This is a genomic window from Ignavibacteriota bacterium, assembly GCA_016708125.1.
Lineage (GTDB): Bacteria > Bacteroidota > Ignavibacteria > Ignavibacteriales > Melioribacteraceae.
On the sequence record JADJGF010000001.1, the window covers coordinates 1592163 to 1609456 of the forward strand.

General features: G+C 29.1%; 15 protein-coding genes. 6 read left to right on the plus strand and 9 right to left on the minus strand.

Annotated features, from left to right (window positions below):
• Positions 1 to 4: 4 nt before the first annotated feature.
• The 4 genes from IPH62_07205 to IPH62_07220 all read right to left on the minus strand — a co-directional run bounded on the left by IPH62_07205 (position 5) and on the right by IPH62_07220 (position 4600).
• The gene (locus IPH62_07205) at positions 5 to 1723 is read right to left on the minus strand and encodes a dynamin family protein (protein MBK7105053.1); all 1719 of its coding nucleotides are present in this window, start codon (positions 1721 to 1723) and stop codon (positions 5 to 7) included.
• Positions 1724 to 1948: 225 nt separating this feature from the next.
• Complete coding sequence (locus tag IPH62_07210) at positions 1949 to 2542, minus strand: class I SAM-dependent methyltransferase (protein MBK7105054.1); 594 nt, start codon at positions 2540 to 2542, stop codon at positions 1949 to 1951.
• Between the two features lie 142 nt (positions 2543 to 2684).
• The gene (locus IPH62_07215) at positions 2685 to 4196 is read right to left on the minus strand and encodes a catalase (protein MBK7105055.1); all 1512 of its coding nucleotides are present in this window, start codon (positions 4194 to 4196) and stop codon (positions 2685 to 2687) included.
• Between the two features lie 17 nt (positions 4197 to 4213).
• Positions 4214 to 4600, minus strand: coding sequence for a YbaN family protein (locus IPH62_07220; GenBank protein MBK7105056.1), 387 nt, complete (start codon positions 4598 to 4600; stop codon positions 4214 to 4216).
• 91 nt (positions 4601 to 4691) lie between these two features.
• On the opposite strand from IPH62_07220, the gene IPH62_07225 reads away from it, so the two are divergent.
• The 4 genes from IPH62_07225 (at position 4692) to IPH62_07240 (ending at position 8946) form a co-directional block, all read left to right on the plus strand.
• On the plus strand, positions 4692 to 5633 hold the full coding sequence (locus tag IPH62_07225) for a LysR family transcriptional regulator (GenBank protein MBK7105057.1): 942 nt from the start codon (positions 4692 to 4694) through the stop codon (positions 5631 to 5633).
• A 58-nt stretch (positions 5634 to 5691) separates the two neighbouring features.
• Entirely contained in the window at positions 5692 to 6054 is a 363-nt protein-coding gene (locus IPH62_07230; GenBank protein MBK7105058.1) for a co-chaperone GroES, read from the plus strand.
• Positions 6055 to 6156: 102 nt separating this feature from the next.
• A complete protein-coding gene (locus tag IPH62_07235) occupies positions 6157 to 7764 on the plus strand; it encodes a M2 family metallopeptidase (protein ID MBK7105059.1) in 1608 nt (535 codons plus the stop codon).
• A 15-nt stretch (positions 7765 to 7779) separates the two neighbouring features.
• Positions 7780 to 8946 (plus strand): hypothetical protein, encoded by a 1167-nt coding sequence (locus IPH62_07240; protein ID MBK7105060.1) that lies wholly within the window; start codon positions 7780 to 7782, stop codon positions 8944 to 8946.
• Positions 8947 to 8977: 31 nt separating this feature from the next.
• Here IPH62_07240 and IPH62_07245 read toward each other — a convergent pair whose 3' ends face one another.
• The 5 genes from IPH62_07245 to IPH62_07265 all read right to left on the minus strand — a co-directional run bounded on the left by IPH62_07245 (position 8978) and on the right by IPH62_07265 (position 14098).
• Positions 8978 to 11623, minus strand: a complete 2646-nt coding sequence (locus tag IPH62_07245; GenBank protein ID MBK7105061.1) for a carbohydrate binding family 9 domain-containing protein — start codon at positions 11621 to 11623, stop codon at positions 8978 to 8980.
• 177 nt (positions 11624 to 11800) lie between these two features.
• On the minus strand, positions 11801 to 12346 hold the full coding sequence (locus IPH62_07250; protein ID MBK7105062.1) for a DUF4252 domain-containing protein: 546 nt from the start codon (positions 12344 to 12346) through the stop codon (positions 11801 to 11803).
• 134 nt (positions 12347 to 12480) lie between these two features.
• A complete protein-coding gene (locus IPH62_07255; GenBank protein ID MBK7105063.1) occupies positions 12481 to 13029 on the minus strand; it encodes a DUF4252 domain-containing protein in 549 nt (182 codons plus the stop codon).
• Entirely contained in the window at positions 13013 to 13567 is a 555-nt protein-coding gene (locus tag IPH62_07260) for a hypothetical protein (GenBank protein MBK7105064.1), read from the minus strand. The genes IPH62_07255 and IPH62_07260 overlap by 17 nt, the downstream gene beginning before the upstream one ends.
• The gene (locus tag IPH62_07265; protein MBK7105065.1) at positions 13568 to 14098 is read right to left on the minus strand and encodes a sigma-70 family RNA polymerase sigma factor; all 531 of its coding nucleotides are present in this window, start codon (positions 14096 to 14098) and stop codon (positions 13568 to 13570) included. It abuts the gene before it with no gap.
• A gap of 72 nt (positions 14099 to 14170) precedes the next feature.
• Here IPH62_07265 and aspA point away from each other — a divergent pair, with 72 nt between their 5' ends.
• Together aspA and IPH62_07275 are read left to right on the plus strand one after the other, a co-directional pair.
• Entirely contained in the window at positions 14171 to 16030 is a 1860-nt protein-coding gene (aspA, locus tag IPH62_07270; GenBank protein ID MBK7105066.1) for an aspartate ammonia-lyase, read from the plus strand.
• 128 nt (positions 16031 to 16158) lie between these two features.
• On the plus strand, positions 16159 to 17274 hold the full coding sequence (locus IPH62_07275) for a T9SS type A sorting domain-containing protein (GenBank protein ID MBK7105067.1): 1116 nt from the start codon (positions 16159 to 16161) through the stop codon (positions 17272 to 17274).
• Positions 17275 to 17294 lie beyond the last annotated feature (20 nt).

Here is a 17294-nt window from a genome sequence, read left to right on the forward strand (position 1 = left end):
ATGATTACCAATTCGAATTCACATCATTCTTCAATTTTATAAAATTTTCTTTAACCAATTTTATTTTTTCAAACAGTGGATCAAGCCGTTTCTTTTCACTTTCGGTGTATTCGTAAAACGGAATAAAAGTACGATTTATATCTTCATATATGAGACTTAATTTTGAATTTAATTTTCTGCTTAACTCATTTTCAAATTTTGATTTTCCGGAATTTAAACCTTCTTTAAATTCTTTAACAATTTTTGATTTCTTAAAAATTAAAACTCCGCCGGCAATTATTAAACCGGCACCAGTTAAAATTCCACCGGTAATATCCATAAACGCAACTTGAGTTGTTGATAAAATAATTGCGCCAACAATTGCAAGCAATCCGCCGCCCATTGCCGTTGGGGCAATATTTGAAGGATTCGAATTTAAGAAAGTTGTAAAAGAATCATTGGACATCAAATCACTAACTTTATTTTTTACATCTTGAATAACATGAAGACGTTCTTCGCCAATTTTTACATAAAGTTCATCTCTATTAATTCTTTGCTGCTCTTTGAAATTTAATTCATCAATTAATGTTTGTAATAATTGTCTTATTCCGCTAAGAAAATGTTTAGCTCCGTCATCGGCAATTTCTTCAAACGAAGAATGTAATTTATTTTCAAATCTTTTCTGAAGCTCTTTTATCCAATTGTTAATTGAACTTTCTTTATTAAATATTGCTCCAAATGTTCTTTTGAATAATGAAAATACCGACAATCCTTCTTCAAATTCTTCTTTAACTTCATTGGAAACGCGATCGTAATTTGCAACTAATCTATCTACCAAACTTTTAATTTCATATGTTGAATGTTTTTCGCCGGTTTCTAATCTCAATTTAATTTTTACTGCAAATGATAAATCTTTTTCCAAAGTTAATTTTAGCTGATCTAAACTTGAATTGGTTTTTATAATTACTTGATCGGAAGTTTCCAAAATTGATTGAAGTTTTAACTTTAAATGTTTTCCTCCAGTAATTGTGTTGTGAATAAAATCTCTAATTTCCGGAAAGCCGGAATTTTCTTTTCCTTCTATTTCTAAAATTGCAGAAGTAGTAAAAACTATCGGCGAAGTTATTCCTCTTTGAATTGCATATTCTTTTACTTTTTCAATATTTGTAGAAAGTTCATCCGGTCTTGCTAAATCAGCTTGCTGCAAAATAAACACAACGCGTTTTTTCCATTCTTCACTTACATAATCAAGTAAGTCCCACGCAGTTTGTGTGTGAGGATTTTTTGCGGGAAATACGAATAAAACCAAATCGCTGTTGGGCACAAATTTTTGCGTAATTTCTTGATGATTTTTTATTATTGTATTTGTTCCCGGTGTATCAACTATTGCAATTGTTTTTAATATTTCTGAAGGAACTCCGATTCTTTTATAAAACTCACTTAGTTGAGTTTCGTTTTTCGTTTCCGAATATTCTAACTTTTGCACAACATCTGTGCAAGGCGCAGCATCAACTTTACAAATGTTATCATTTAATAATGCATTTATAAAACTACTTTTTCCGGATTTAACTTCACCAACAACCACAAATAAAAATGGTTCATTAATGTTTGATCTTAAATCGCTTATAATTTTTTGGAAATCCGAATTTCCGGCATCAATAGTAAACTGATGAAGTTCTTTTAAGAAATCAATTAATTTGTATTTGTAAATATTGAAATTCTCATTAATCAATTGTGTTTGCATTGGCTACTCAAATTGAAGTAAATTATTGATGAAATATAAGAAATGAAAAAATGATTTTAATCTAAAATTTTAATTTTAATATAATGTTTGAAATAAGGAAAAAAGAAGAAACACAAATTATTTTGGAATTTTAAATTTGTAAAAATCATTATAACTCAGTGACATCAGTGTTCTGTTTTCTAATTATTAATGTTTAAAAAATTAATTGAAATGGACTTTATCTAATTATATTTTTCTTCCGACAAACTTAATTACAATTGCTTCTTGAGGAATTCCATTTTTAACGCGAGAGATTTTTTCCTTTTTCAGAATTTCAAAATCCAGATCAATAAAATTTTCAACAATTTCATCAAGCGAATAAAGTAGATTTAATGAGGAAGGTCCGTTTGTATTTAGTTTAAGATGATCTTTTTCATAAACTAAAATTATTACAACACCGTTTTGTTTTAGAGAATTAATAATTTGATTATCAAAATTTTCTCTCAGTTCTTCATCAACATGAAAGTAAATAACAAAAATTGCATCGTAAGTTTCTTCGGGATAATTAAATTCAATTGCATCTGCAATTTTGTAATTAATTTTTACATTATTTTCTTTCGCTAAATTTTCAGCTTTTTCTTTGCCGTTTTCACTTATATCTAAACAATCAACATTCCAGCCAAGCTTTGCCGCATAAACCGAATTTCGTCCTTCGCCATCGCCAATAAATAAAGCATTTCCGGGAGTTAATTTTTTAATTTCATCTTTAAAGAACTCATTCGGTTCTTTACCGAAATAATATTCTTCCGAACTATATCTATTATTCCATTTTTCTTTCATGCTTAAATTTAGCTAATAAATTTGTGAAAAAATTATTTTCCTAAGGATGAATTTTTTTATATAAACAAAAACCCCAAGAACATTTGGGGTTTATTAAATTATTGAAAGAAAAAAAAATTTTTAATTCAAAAATATGATTGAATTATTTATAATTTTCTTCAGTTGTACTTTCTACTAAATCTGTAAATGTTTTTGATGACCATTTTTCCAAATCAATATTTTCCATACCAAGAGCTTTTGCAACTCCTTTTCCGTATTCAGAATCTGCATTATAAAAATGCGCAAGCTGGCGAACTTTAACTCTTTCCGGAACTCCATCCATTGCACATTTAATATTATTAAAAAGTTGATTTTTCTGATCAGCATTCATCAAATTAAAAAGTTTTCCCGGCTGCGAAAAATAATCTTCATCTTCTCTATGATCAAATCTATATGCATCTCCAGAAATTTTTAATGCCGGTTCATTGTAAGCCGAATTTTGTTTTGGTCCGCCCATACTGTTTGGTTCATAATTTACGGCTCCGCCATTATTTCCGTCAAATCTCATATTTCCATCTCTGTGATAATTATTAACTTCAGATTTTGGTTTATTAACCGGAAGCGATGCGTAGTTAACTCCAATTCTGTATCGATGAGCATCTGCATATGACATAATTCTTGCTTGAAGCATTTTATCCGGAGAGAAACTAATTCCCGAAACAATATTGGATGGCTCAAATGAAGCTTGCTCAATTTCGGCAAAATAATTTTCCGGATTTTTATTTAACTCAATTACGCCAACATCAATCAATGGAAAATCACCGTGCTGCCAAACTTTTGTTAAATCAAATGGATTTATATGATAAGTTTCTGCTTGCGCTTCTGTCATCACTTGAATTTTGAAATTCCATTTTGGAAAATCACCTTTTTCAATTGCATTGAACAAATCGCGTTGTGAACTTTCTCTATCTTTGCCAATTACTTCTGCAGATTCTTTATTAGTCCAAGTTTTAATTCCTTGTACAGTTTTAAAATGAAACTTAACCCAAAATCTTTCGTTGTTGTAATTAATAAAACTGTAAGTATGACTTCCATAGCCGTTAACAAATCTAAAGCTTTGCGGCAAACCTCGATCGCTAAATAATATTGTAACTTGGTGCAAACTTTCCGGCGAGAGTGACCAGAAATCCCACATTGCAGTATTTGATCTTATATTAGTTTTGGGATCTCTTTTTTGAGTATGAATGAAATCGCCAAATTTATACGGATCGCGAATAAAGAAAACCGGCGTATTGTTTCCGACCATATCCCAATTTCCTTCTTCGGTATAAAATTTAATTGCAAAACCTCTAACATCGCGTTCTGCATCAGCTGCGCCATGTTCTCCGGCAACTGTTGAAAATCTAATTAATAAATCTGTTTTCTTTCCAACTTCCGAAAAAACTTTTGCTTTAGAATATTTTGTAATATCATTTGTAATTGTTAATGTTCCGAATGCACCGGAACCTTTTGCATGAACAACTCTTTCGGGAACTCGTTCACGATTGAATGTTGCCATTTTTTCAAGAAGCTGATAATCTTGCATTAATAATGGTCCGCGTTTCCCCGCAGTTAAAGAATTTTGATTATCACCAATCGGTTGTCCGTGTGCGGTTGTTAATTTTTTTTCGTTCATTTTGTTCTCCGTTTTAATTAAATATCATTTGTTTTTGATTGTAATTTAAAAGTCTTCATTGATAGAATATGTATTGAAACACTTATTGCCACGAGTAAAAGAAAAATTTGTAAGTAAACGTTTTGGATCAGAAAAAAAATTGTGTATAAAATTGAAATCCACAATAATGACATTGAACTAATTTTTGCAATTAGCGGAACACCGTTTTTTTCTTTGTAGTTCCTAAGATATATACCCAAATATTTATTTTGCAATAGCCAAGTATTTAACTCTGGTGAGCCTTTTAAAAAGAAATACGAAGCAATAAGTAAGAAAACAGTTGTTGGCAACAATGGAATGAAAATTCCTATCACTCCAATTGCTACAAAGAAGATTCCTAATATTTTGAAAATTACTTTCTTCATTTATTAAATAAATTTTATAATATTCAACTTATTCCTTGATAAGTTATAAATCAAATTGATATTTTTGATATTATCATAAATAAAATTTATAATGACATTAACCCAATATTCATACATTATTGCAATAGATAATTACAAGAATTTTGCAACTGCCGCTAATCATTGCTATGTTACTCAACCAACGCTTAGTATGCAGATTAAAAAATTAGAAGAAGAATTAGGCGCAATAATTTTTGATAGAAGTAAACAGCCGGTTGAAGCAACAGAGATTGGTAAAAAAATAATTGAGCAAGCACGAATTGTACTCAAAGAGCACGAACGGATTTTGGATTTAGTCGATCAAGAAAAAAGTGAATTAAGCGGAAAATTTAAAATTGGAATAATTCCAACAATTGCTCCGTATCTTATTCCGTTATTTCTTGTAAACTTCATAAATAAATATCCAAAAGTAGAATTAATTTTTGACGAACTTCAAACAGATCAAATAATACAGAAATTAGTAAAAGATGAATTAGACACTGCAATTATTGCATCGCCAAGTTTTAGAAAAGAACTTATTGAAAAGCAATTGTATTACGAGCCTTTTGTGGCTTACGTTTCACCAAATCACAAATTCTATAACGAGAAAAAAATAAATGCAAAATATTTAAATGTTGAAGACGTTTGGCTTTTAAAAGAAGGACATTGTTTGCGAGATCATGTAATACAAGTATGTAATACAATTGAGAGAAAAAAGACTGGAAGTTTAAATCAGCTTAGTTTTGAAGGCGGCACTTTAGATACTTTAATGAAACTTGTCGATAATAATTTCGGAATGACTTTACTTCCGTTTCTTGCAACGTTGGAATTAAATAAATCAGATAAAATTCATTTTGTAAGGGAATTTAAATCGCCGGTTCCCAAAAGAATAGTGAATATAATTTATCATCGTGCACATTTAAAAAAACAACTTATTGATGCATTAGAATCTGAAATAATTTCTGTAATTCCAAAACCAATGTTAAAAAAAGATAATAGTTTAATTGTTAGTTAGTTTTTATAGAATACAAACTTTGCTATTTTTGAAAATAAATTTTAAAATAAGATGAAAAATGATTGATACAAAAAAAATAATAATTGTGGGCGACCGTGTTTTAATTAAGCCAGAAGATGATTTAGAAAAAACTAACAGCGGACTTTATCTTCCGCCCGGAGTTAAAGAAAAAGAAAAAGTTCAAGGCGGATATATAATTAAAGCCGGTCCGGGTTATCCGGTTGCTTCTGCAATTGACGAAGATGAACCTTGGAAAAAAAATAAAGATACAAAATATATTCCCTTGCAAGCGAAAGAAGGCGACTTTGCAATTTTTGTTCGCAAGGAAGCAATTGATATTGAACTTGATAAACAGAAACTTGTTATCGTTCCACAATCGGCAATTCTTCTATTAATGAGAGAAGAAGATTTGTTTAATTAACATTCAGCCAATTCTCAACGCAATATTTTTGTAGTCGCAAACTTTAGTTTGCGATTTTTTAATAATAATCCTCAAGCTAAAGGTTGAGGCTATTGGATAAAAATGGAAAAAGAATTTTTAGAATTCGTACAATCATTTGAAAATAAAGTTGTAAATCTAAGCAAAGAATTGAGTCTCTCAAATTTCAATGCTACAATTTCCGGCAAACCGGAGGATTATGAAAAAACTGCCGAACTTGAATTAAAACTAAAAAAAATATTTTCAAATAAAGAGGATTTTGAAAAATTAAAAAAGTTTAAGAATTCAATTCAAAATTTTGATTCGGTAAATCAGAGAGAAATTGAAATTCTATATAACACTTATGCTAGCTACCAGATTGATGAAAATCTTATTGCAAAAACAATTTCATTATCAAATAAGATTGAAAAAACTTTTGCAACATACAGAGCAGAAGTAAATGGAAAGAAATTTACTGACAATGAAATTGATAAAATTTTAGAAAAGTCTAAAAATATAATTGAGCTTGAAGAAATTTGGAAGGCAAGCAAGCAGATTGGTAAAATGGTTAGTAATGATGTAATTGATTTAGTAAAATTACGAAATGAAGCCGCACAAAATTTAGGTTATAAAAATTATCATGAAATGAGTTTGAGGCTGAACGAACTTGAACCGGAATTTTTAGATAATCTTTTTAATGAACTTGATGAATTGACACGACCAAAATTTTTGGAAATTAAAAATGAAATAGATATTTATTTATCAAATCATTATCAAATTGAAAAAGAAAAATTAATGCCTTGGCATTATCAAGATAAATTTTTTCAGCAAGGACCAAGTATTTATGATGTTGATTTCGATAAATATTTTGAAGACAAAAATATTGAAAAACTAACCGATGAATATTATACCGGAATTGGTTTGAATATTAAAGATATGCTTGCAAAAAGTGATTTGTATGAAAAGGAAGGAAAATATCAGCATGCATATTGCACGCAAATAGATAAAGAAGGTGATGTAAGAGTTTTGTGTAATATCAAACCAAATTATAAATGGATGTCAACAATGCTTCATGAATTTGGTCACGCAGTTTATGATAAATATGTAAGTCCAAAATTACCGTGGGTTTTACGTGAACATGCGCATATTTTTACAACGGAAGCAATTGCAATGTTATTCGGAAGATTTGCACCCAATCCAAATTGGCTTGAAGAAATGATTGGTATTAGTAAAGAAGAAAAAAATAAAATTTCCGAAAAGAGTTTTAAAACACTTCAACTTGAGCAAATAATTTTTTCGCGCTGGGTACAAGTTATTTACAGATTTGAAAAAGCTTTATTTGAAAATCCGGATCAAGATTTAAATTCTCTATGGTGGAGTTTAGCAGAAAAATATCAAGGTTTGAAAAAACCGGAAAACAGAAATGAACCAGACTGGGCTTCAAAAATTCACATTGCACTATATCCGGTATATTATCAAAATTATATGCTTGGAGAATTATTAGCATCGCAGCTTTATTTCTACATTAAGGAAAAAGTTTTAAAAAATAATTCATCTGAAAAAATTTCATTCGTTGGCAAAAAGGAAGTCGGAGAATATTTAATTAATTTATTTTTCTCATACGGAGCTTTATTCAAGTGGGATAAGCTTATCAAGCATTCAACCGGAGAAGAATTAAATCCGAATTATTGGATTAAGCAATTTGCAAATTGATTTATTGGTTTTAAATTGAAAGAAAATATTATTCCAATTTCAAAACTCGTTAAACAAAACCGGAAATATTTAATTACAATATTTCTTGTAACTGAATTTCTGATTCTTTTAACAAATAAAATTGATTACTCAAATCCATTATACTCAAATTCAGATTTTAATAAATACATAGCAATGGCGGAAGTTTCGCCGCAAATTACTCAAGATGTTATTCGCCCATTTGTTTACAGAATTGTTATTCCTTGGTTTGCCGGAATTTTACCTTTTTCAACAGTAAATAATTTTGTTTTACTAAATCATATTGCACTAATATTTTTAGCATTTTCCGTTTTCATATTTTTGTTGGATAATAATGTTGGAGTAAAATTATCATTTTTTCTCACACTAACATTTCAGCTTAATAGATATTTCTTTCTATACAATACTTGGAATTATTTTCAAGTTGGAGATGTTATTTCGCTTGGAATTTTATTCTTAAGTTTTCTTTTACTGAAACGTAAAAATTGGATTTTACTTTTTCTAATTTTTCCAATTAGTGTTTTGATAAAAGAATATGTTTTACTTTTTCTTCCGGCGGGATTTGCTTATTTATATTTAGAAAAAACATCTGCAAAAAATTATATTATTTATTTTTTTCTAAGTTTAAGTTCAATACTGATATATGTTTTAATTAGAATGATAATATTTTCAAAAGGCGGAGAAAGTTTGTATGTTCAATATACAACACAAGTTATTTATTTTTCGAAGCCAATTTTGTTGATTAAAAGATTTATAGTTCCGTTCACACCATTTGGATTAATTCCAATTATTTTCTTTAGAGAAACTATTTTGTTTTTCAGAAAACATTTTTACTTTTTAATTTTTTCTATAACTGTGATGGCACTTTCATTTTTTGGTGAACCCGAAAGATTAATGGCTCCGTTAAGTTTAGTTTATTTTTTATTCCTTTTCGATTTATTAAAAATAGTTTTCCATGAAACTGAAGAGAGAAAATTTAAACTATTTTTTATTGCAATTTATTTTGTAATAGTTTTTACTGCGAGCTTTTATCACATTTGGGGAATAATAATTTTACCGACAAAAGAATTATCAATGATTTTTACAATTGTGGTAAATGTATTAATGGCAATTTTGTTTTTAGTTTTTAAGAATTTCTCAAAATTCAAAATAAAGTTTTTATAAAAAGATTTTTTATTTTTGACTTTTAATTTTTCTAAATATCCAACCAGTAAGAAAACTTTGCAAGAAAGATATTATTTGATTCAGCCGAGACTAAATTTCTGAAATCTCTTCCAAATTGTAAATCGCCGGGATTGTTGTAATTATCTCTATCTTGAGACCAAACCAAATAGAAAATAGAACCGGGGAAAACTTCCCAACGAAAAACTAAAGTTCCACGAATTGATTTAAAATTAAAATTTGGGTTACTAAAAGTAAATTGTTCCGAAGATCCCGATTTATCTGGATCAATTGAATATTCATCATTTTCAGAATTATAATTTACTTCACCAATTTCCGAATAATTATTGTAATCCAAAGATTTTGTTTTTGCCAATTCTTTGAAATTATCATAATTCCCTACAGAAATTAATGGCTGCAAGAAAAGTTGAAAACTCATTTGCGGTGTAATTGTCCAATTAAATCTTATATTTGATGAAATTGTTTTTTGATTTAGTTCACCGAAAACATATCTATTATTAAATGTATTATTTGCATTAACATCTGCAAAACTTCCAATCCATTGACGCTTATCTTTATTTATAGAATAATTAGGACCAAAGCTAAAGCTAAGCTGAGTAATAGGTTTCCACTCTAACTCTAATTCAATATCAAATGCATTGCTTCCAAATTCATCATCATAGTATGAAGTTTCTAATCCTAAAATTATTTTTTCTCTTGAATCAGTTGAAGCATTAATAGAAAGTGATTTTTGTGCGGGATTTTTTGCTAAAGGTCCACCGCGAGTTAAATTTCTTGAATATTCTTCAGTATTGTAAAATCCTTGAACGAAAATATTATAGTAATTTAAAAACTGTAAAGTTGAATAAAGCATTATGCCATTGTTCAGCAAATTTCCTTCAAAATCATAATCTCTAAAATGAGCCATGTAAATAGATTTTCTTCTAAAAATATTATCGGGATCAAACCAGCGATAACCTAAAACTAAATGTCCGTTAATTTTATCAGCCATCCATTGAAATCCTAAATCACTATTTTCAAAACCGGGAGAAACTGCACCCAATGCTGTATTGATATAAAAGTTTCCATCTTGTTTATTCAGCATAACTCTGCCATAATAACCGGCAATACTTGTTTTGTTTGAATCAAGTTTCATATAAGCTGCATCGGGTCTTTGAAAATATCTATACGGTTGTTCTTGAAGTAAAGTCATATATTCTTTTGAACCGCTTGTATAAGAACCAACAAAAAAACTTGTAATTACATATTGTTTAGCGGAATCTAAAAACGTCCATCCATCTAGACCAAAAGTATAAGCTTGGTTGCTTAATGAAGTTTTAAGATCGGCAGTTCCCAAATCTCTATTTACCGATGTAAAAATTGCACCAATTGATTGACGATTATCATTAAATTGTTTTTGTGTACGTAAAACTCCGTAATTTGAAAATGGCTCAACTTCAATATTTGATTTTTTTTCGTTTAGAGAAATTGTGGCAAAAGTTCTTTCTGTAATTGCATTAATTGCACCAAGTGACCAGCTCTCATCAATCTTTCCGGTTAATTTTGCAGCTCCTAAAATTCTTGTTTCTTTTGGATAATTTACAAAATCATAATCCGGTAAATTCCCTTGCGGAGCTCTTCCAATTCTTCTCGAATAAAATAGTTCCGGACTTCCAAAATTAAATCCCCAATTATTGTTTGCGCCGCCAATTCCAAAATAAAACATATCTTGACCTTCAATAAAAAACGGTCGCTTTTCTTGAAAATATGTTTCGAATGCAGAAAGATTTATTACTGCGGGATCAACTTCAACTTGTCCAAAATCTGGATTTACAGTTGCATCCACATTAAAGTTACTTCCAATTCCAACTTTAAAGTCTGCGCCAATAGAAGTTTGATATTGATTCCCTTTATAAAATGGATCACCTGAATCATGCTTTAGATATTGGGCTTTTTGCACTATATAAGGCAAAACTTCAAATCGCTGTTTAAACTTTATTCCTTCTAATCCAACTAAATCTGCAAATTTGGAAACAAATCCGCTTTCACTTGGAGGAACCATAATGTAAAATGAATTTTCGCCGTTTCTTTTTATATCGCGGTTAAAATTAATTCCCCAAATCATTTTATCGTTTTCACTAAATCTTAATTGGGAAAAGGGAATTTTCATTTCGGCAGTCCAACCATTTTCATGAACTTTTGTTTTAGATTCCCAAATGCCATCCCAAGTATTATCATCCCAGCTATCGTTAAATAAAATTCCATCATTTATAGAACCTCCGGGATTTACGGCAAAATAATATCCGGTTCGGTCATCATTATATGGATCAAGAAAAAGAAAAAACCAATCGGAAGGAACCATATTATCTCTTCTCATCAAACTTTTATCAATAGAATCGGGGTTTGTATCATAAAACATACCGCTCACGTATAAATTTTCGTTATCGAATGCTACACGAATTTCTGACTTTTGAGTCGCCGGTTTTCCTACATGCGGTTCTTTTTGAATTAAATATGTGGTTGGATTTTGTTTCCAAACATTTTCTAATAATTCACCATCTAAAATTATTGTTTCAGAAGTTTTGTAAGCTTTTACTTCGTTTTGTGAAGGTAATTTTTGCGAAAATGTATTTACCGAAATTAAAAAAATTGTTAGAATAAGTAAAACACATCTCAGCATAAAATTTCCTTTTTAATTGTGTAAACGGATTTGATTTAGATTTATTGTATTTAGACTTGCGAAATGAAAAATAGTTGTGTCAAATTTTATTTTATAAAAAATTTGTAAGCAGAAATAAATGCTGATGAAAAAATCATCGTTTTGCAAATTTAGATTTTTTTTGTAGATAAAAAGTTTTTAATTATTTCCGGCAATTTTTATTTCGTGACCATAATCTCTAATAATTATATCTATTATAGAACTTAGGTTTCCTTGCAATTTAACCAAGATCAATTCTTCTTCGGTTAATGTTACAATGAACAACTCATTTATTTCATCAAGATAATTTTCCTTTAAAAATATTCCGGTCAATTCACCATCGTGAGTTGATTTAACAATTGGTTTCCATTCAACATCATCAAATGAATGAGAAATATTATTTAAAATTTCGAAAGATGGATTGGAAAAATTACTTAATCTATTATAAACTCCAATTTGTATGTTTCTAATTTTGGAAAGCATTTCGTCAACATTTTCTTCTGTATCGGCAAATTTTACAAATTGGCTTGCGATAAAAAATCCAACGGGACCAACTGAGAATTCTATTTCTCTATCAAAATCATCATTCATACTTTCTAATATTTGTGAGCGGATATTTTTAAATTCTCTGTTAATTCCTATACAACCAGAATTTAAAATTGCAATTCCGAATATTAGAATTAAATATTTCATTTTAATTTTCATTTCATCCTCACATTTCATTAAAATTGCAAGATTACGAATTACAAGATTTCAAGATTACTCAATCAAAATATTTTGCACGATTTTAATTTTGCAATCATGTAAATCTTGTAAATCTTGTAATTTTGAAATAATGATTATTCTTTTTTAATTCCATCCAAACCGGGAATATCAAACTTTTTACCTAATTTTCCCAAAGCGTCCATATTAATATTTCCTACAATATTTACAAAAGCTGCTTCTCCGCCTTCATCAACGGTAACAACGGTTAATCCAACAAATTCATCATCGCCGGCAGTTTTTAAATATACGTTTGCTACATTTCCTTTTGATTTAGTTTTAACAATTCTATCCCATTTTTTATTCATCAAATCTTTATCAATTGATTGCGCACGTTTCATCAAATCAGTCGAATTACTTGGTGTTACTTCAAAAGTATTTACTTTAATTAATTTTAATCCGCCGACCAAATCAGAAAGTTCCGGATCTTCATCTGTAAATTTGGAAACCATTTTCAATAATTTTTCCTCGATTAAAATTTCAGTAACTTCTTCACCATCTTGAAGCGAATTTAAATCTCCAAAATTTACAAAACCGGGATATTTTGAATAATCATTTTCTTGTGCAGAAATATTTATTGCTGCAAAGAATATTATTATTAACACAGATTTAATTAATGTTTTCATTTGTATTTTCTCCTTCTAAATAATCATTTACTAAATTCAAACTTTGTTTAATTGGTTTGCTTACGCGTTTTGCAAGCACTTCTTGTTCAACCGTATTTTTTGTTTTATTCAAAACACTTGCAATTAATTCAAATGTTTCTCTGGTTTGTTTTTCTGCAATTTCGATTTGCTGTTTTGTATAATGTTGTTTTATTTCGGGTCGCTTAAAAATAAATGTTGAAATTATTGCTAAAATAAAAACCGTTGCCAAAGTACCGGAAAGTAAAGGTCTTCCGAATAAAATTGTATAAATGTCAGAAAGCATTGAACTGGATTTTATATTTTCCGAATGAATTGATTTTGAAACTTTACCAATAATATGATCCGGGCAATCTTCCAAATCTAATTTTTTAATTGATGATGCTGTATTTTTATATTCGTGCAACAAATTTTTAATTTCAGAATTTTTCAACGACATCAAATAAATTTTTATTTTATCAAATAAAGAAGCGTTACCGTATGCTACATCAATTATTTTGTTTAACAATTCTTCTTTCACTTAAGCCACCTCTTGCAATTTTAATTTGCTGAGCTTTTCTTGTAATTGCTTTCTCGCCCTTAATAAATAAACCTTTACTGAATTTATTGGAATATCAAGCGACTTACTAATTTCCTTATATTTCATATTTTGCAATTCGTACAGAACAAAAACACTTCTTAAATTTTCGGGAAGTTCTTGAATTTTACTTTTAATATTTTCCGTTTGAATTTCATTTTCAATTTTCAACATCGGATTTTCTTCATCATTATTTTCAATGTAATCACTCACATCATCAATAGAATAAGGGTTTTTAGAAAATTCTGATTTTCGTTTTCTCAAATAATCCAAACATAAATTGTGTGTAGTTTTCATAATCCAAGTTTTTGCCGAAAGAATATTAAAGCTTCCCAAGTTTCCCCAAATTCTAATTAGAACTTCTTGAGTAACATCTTCAGCATCCATTTTATTTTTTAACAAGTAAACAGAATAATTGTAAATTCTGCTCTTGTATTGCTGAACTAAAAAATTGTATTTTGTATCAGTTAACATAGTTTCTATACATAAAGACGAAATAGAATAACAAATTGTTACAAAATATTTTGAAAAATTTTAGGAGATTTTATGAGTGTTGCAGAAATTAAGGAATTTGTTAAAAAGGTTGAATTATTTAATGGTTTTTCTGATTCTGAACTGAATTTGGTTGCAGAAAAAATGAAACTGGTAGATTATGAAAAAGATGCAATTTTATTTAGTGAAAACAATCCGCATGAAGTTTTATTTATAATTTATGAAGGTGAAGTTGAGTTATTTAAAAGAACTCCGTTTGGACAAGAAAAAAGATTAGCATTTTTTTCAAAGTATGATTTTCTCGGCGAAGGCTCTCTGATTGATGATTCTCCTCATTCAACATCCGCAAGAACATTATTAAATACAAAAATTATAATTATTGATAAAGCTGAATTAACAAACTTATCAAACAAACATGGAGAAATTGCCGTAAAACTTTATTCAACTATTTCTCGCGTAATTTCCCGAAGAATGAAAAGGACAAACATTAATGCAGTAAATATTGGCGATCAGTATGAATCCGGAAGAACAAGAAAAGAGCATGATCTTTTGGGAGAAAGAAATGTTCCGCAAGAAAGATATTATGGAGTTCAAACTTTACGAGCTTTGGAAAATTTTAATATAAGCGGACAAAGTATAAATACATTTCCAAATTTAGTTTCTGCATTGGGAATTGTAAAAATGGCTGCAGCAAAAGCTAATTATGATTTGGGACTTTTATCAAAACCGGTTGCCGATGCAATAATTGAAGCTTGCAATGAAATCATTAATGGAAAACTTCACACAAATTTTGTTGTTGATATGATTCAAGGCGGTGCGGGAACTTCCACAAATATGAATGCAAATGAAGTTATTGCAAACAGAGCTTTGGAATTATTAGATAGAGAAAAAGGAGACTATAAATACTGTCATCCGAATAATCATGTAAATCTTTCACAATCTACAAATGATGCATATCCAACAGCAGTGAAAATTGCAATTATAAAATCGAACGAAAGTTTAATATTTGTATTAAAGGAGTTGATTGAATCTTTCAGAGAAAAAGGAAAAGAATTTTCTAATATAATTAAGATGGGAAGAACGCAATTACAAGATGCGGTTCCTATGACTTTAGGACAAGAATTTGAAGCTTATGCAGTAACACTTGGAGAAGAAATTCAAAGATTAGAGCAAAATGCAAATTTATTTTTAGAAGTAAATATGGGTGCAACCGCAATAGGAACGGGAATAAACGCTCCAATTGGATATAGAGAAAAATGCATTGAGCACTTAAGAAAAATTACAAATTTAGAAATTGTTAGTGCAACAAATTTAGTTGAAGCTACTCAAGATACCGGAGCTTTTGTAATTTATTCATCTGCAATAAAAAGATTAGCTGTAAAACTTTCTAAAATTTCTAATGATTTGAGATTATTATCTTCCGGACCGCGAACTGGAATTAACGAAATTAATTTACCTCCCATGCAGCCGGGCTCCTCAATTATGCCGGGAAAAGTAAATCCCGTAATTCCCGAAGTTGTAAATCAAATTGCATTTAAAGTTATTGGAAATGATTTAACCGTTACACTTGGAGCAGAAGCCGGTCAACTTGAATTAAACGTAATGGAACCAATAATTACGCAAAGTATTTTCGAATCAATTTCCATGTTGATGAATGGAATGACAACTTTGAAATATAAATGTATTGATGGAATTACTGCAAACGCCGATCATTGTTTAAATTTAGTAAAAAATAGCATCGGATTAATTACAGCGCTTAATCCAGTTTTGGGTTATGAGACAAGCACACAACTTGCAAAAGAAGCATTGCAGAATAATAGAGGAATTTACGAATTGGTTTTAGAGAAAGGATTATTATCTGAAGAAGAATTAGATAAATTACTCGCACCGGAAAATATGGTTGGGAAAGTTTAACTCAAAATATTTATTTGTAATTCCAAATTTAAATTTGGTAATTCTAAATTCTTAAGATACTTATGAAATAAATAATTTTAAGATCTTAAAAAATATTAAAATCAGTATTATTAGTAAGAGTAAAATAAATGAAGAAAATCATATTTCTGATTATTCTAACAATTAGTTATTTATGTGTTTTTGCTAAGCAAGATGATACAGTAAAAGTTATGCAATCAGATAAAGTTCCCGTAATTGACGGAATAAGTAATGATATCGCTTGGAATGAAACATCCTGGCAAAGTATTGATCAAGTTTGGATTCCTTGGGGAGATTATGTTGATTCTTCTGATTATTATGGAAACTACAAAGTACTTTGGTCACCCGAAAAAAACCTTCTGTATTTTTTGTTTGAAATTTATGATGATGTTTGGGTTGATGGATTTGAATTTAATGGAAGCAACGAAAGTTATAATTATGACATAATTGAAGTTTTTATTGATCAAGATAATTCTGGTGGGGTTCATATATTTGATGATAAAGTTGTTGGAACTATTTCCGAAGATGCATTTTCCTATCATATTTCAATCGATTTTCCTTCTGAAGATAGTGTCAATTCAAACTTTGTTGCTTTAGATTTTGACGGAACTGGCTGGGCAAATAATTTAATAATAAATTATGCAAATCATTTTCCAGAATTAGCTTTGCGTAAAAGCGGTGATAAGTACTGTTGGGAATTTTCGTTGAAGGTTTTTGATAATACTTATGATAATGAAAGTCCAGAAGCATCAAGAGTTATATTAAAACAAAATGATATTATTGGACTTTCAGTAGCGTATTGTGATAATGACGATCCAAACGAAACTCCAAAGTTAAGAGATAATTTTTTCGGTTCAGTTTTTGTAACGGAGGAAAATTATAATAACCATTGGATGAATAGTGATGATTATGGAATTTTACAGTTAATAGGAAATCCAACTTCTGTTAAAAGCAGTAAACATGAATCCCAAACAAATTTTGAAGTATATCCTAATCCTTCTTACGGAAATTTAAAATACTCTGTTAAGAATGAACAGTTGGGTGAATTAAATATTAGAATATTTAATATTCTTGGTCAGCAAGTGTATAAAATTTCAAGATCAAAAAATAATTATGAGAATTCAGATAATCTTAATTTAGAATTTTTATCGAGTGGGACTTATATAATTTCGGCAGAGATTAATAACATTACATTAAATAGAATTTTCAACTTTTTAGAAAATTAATTTCATTGATTTATCAACTT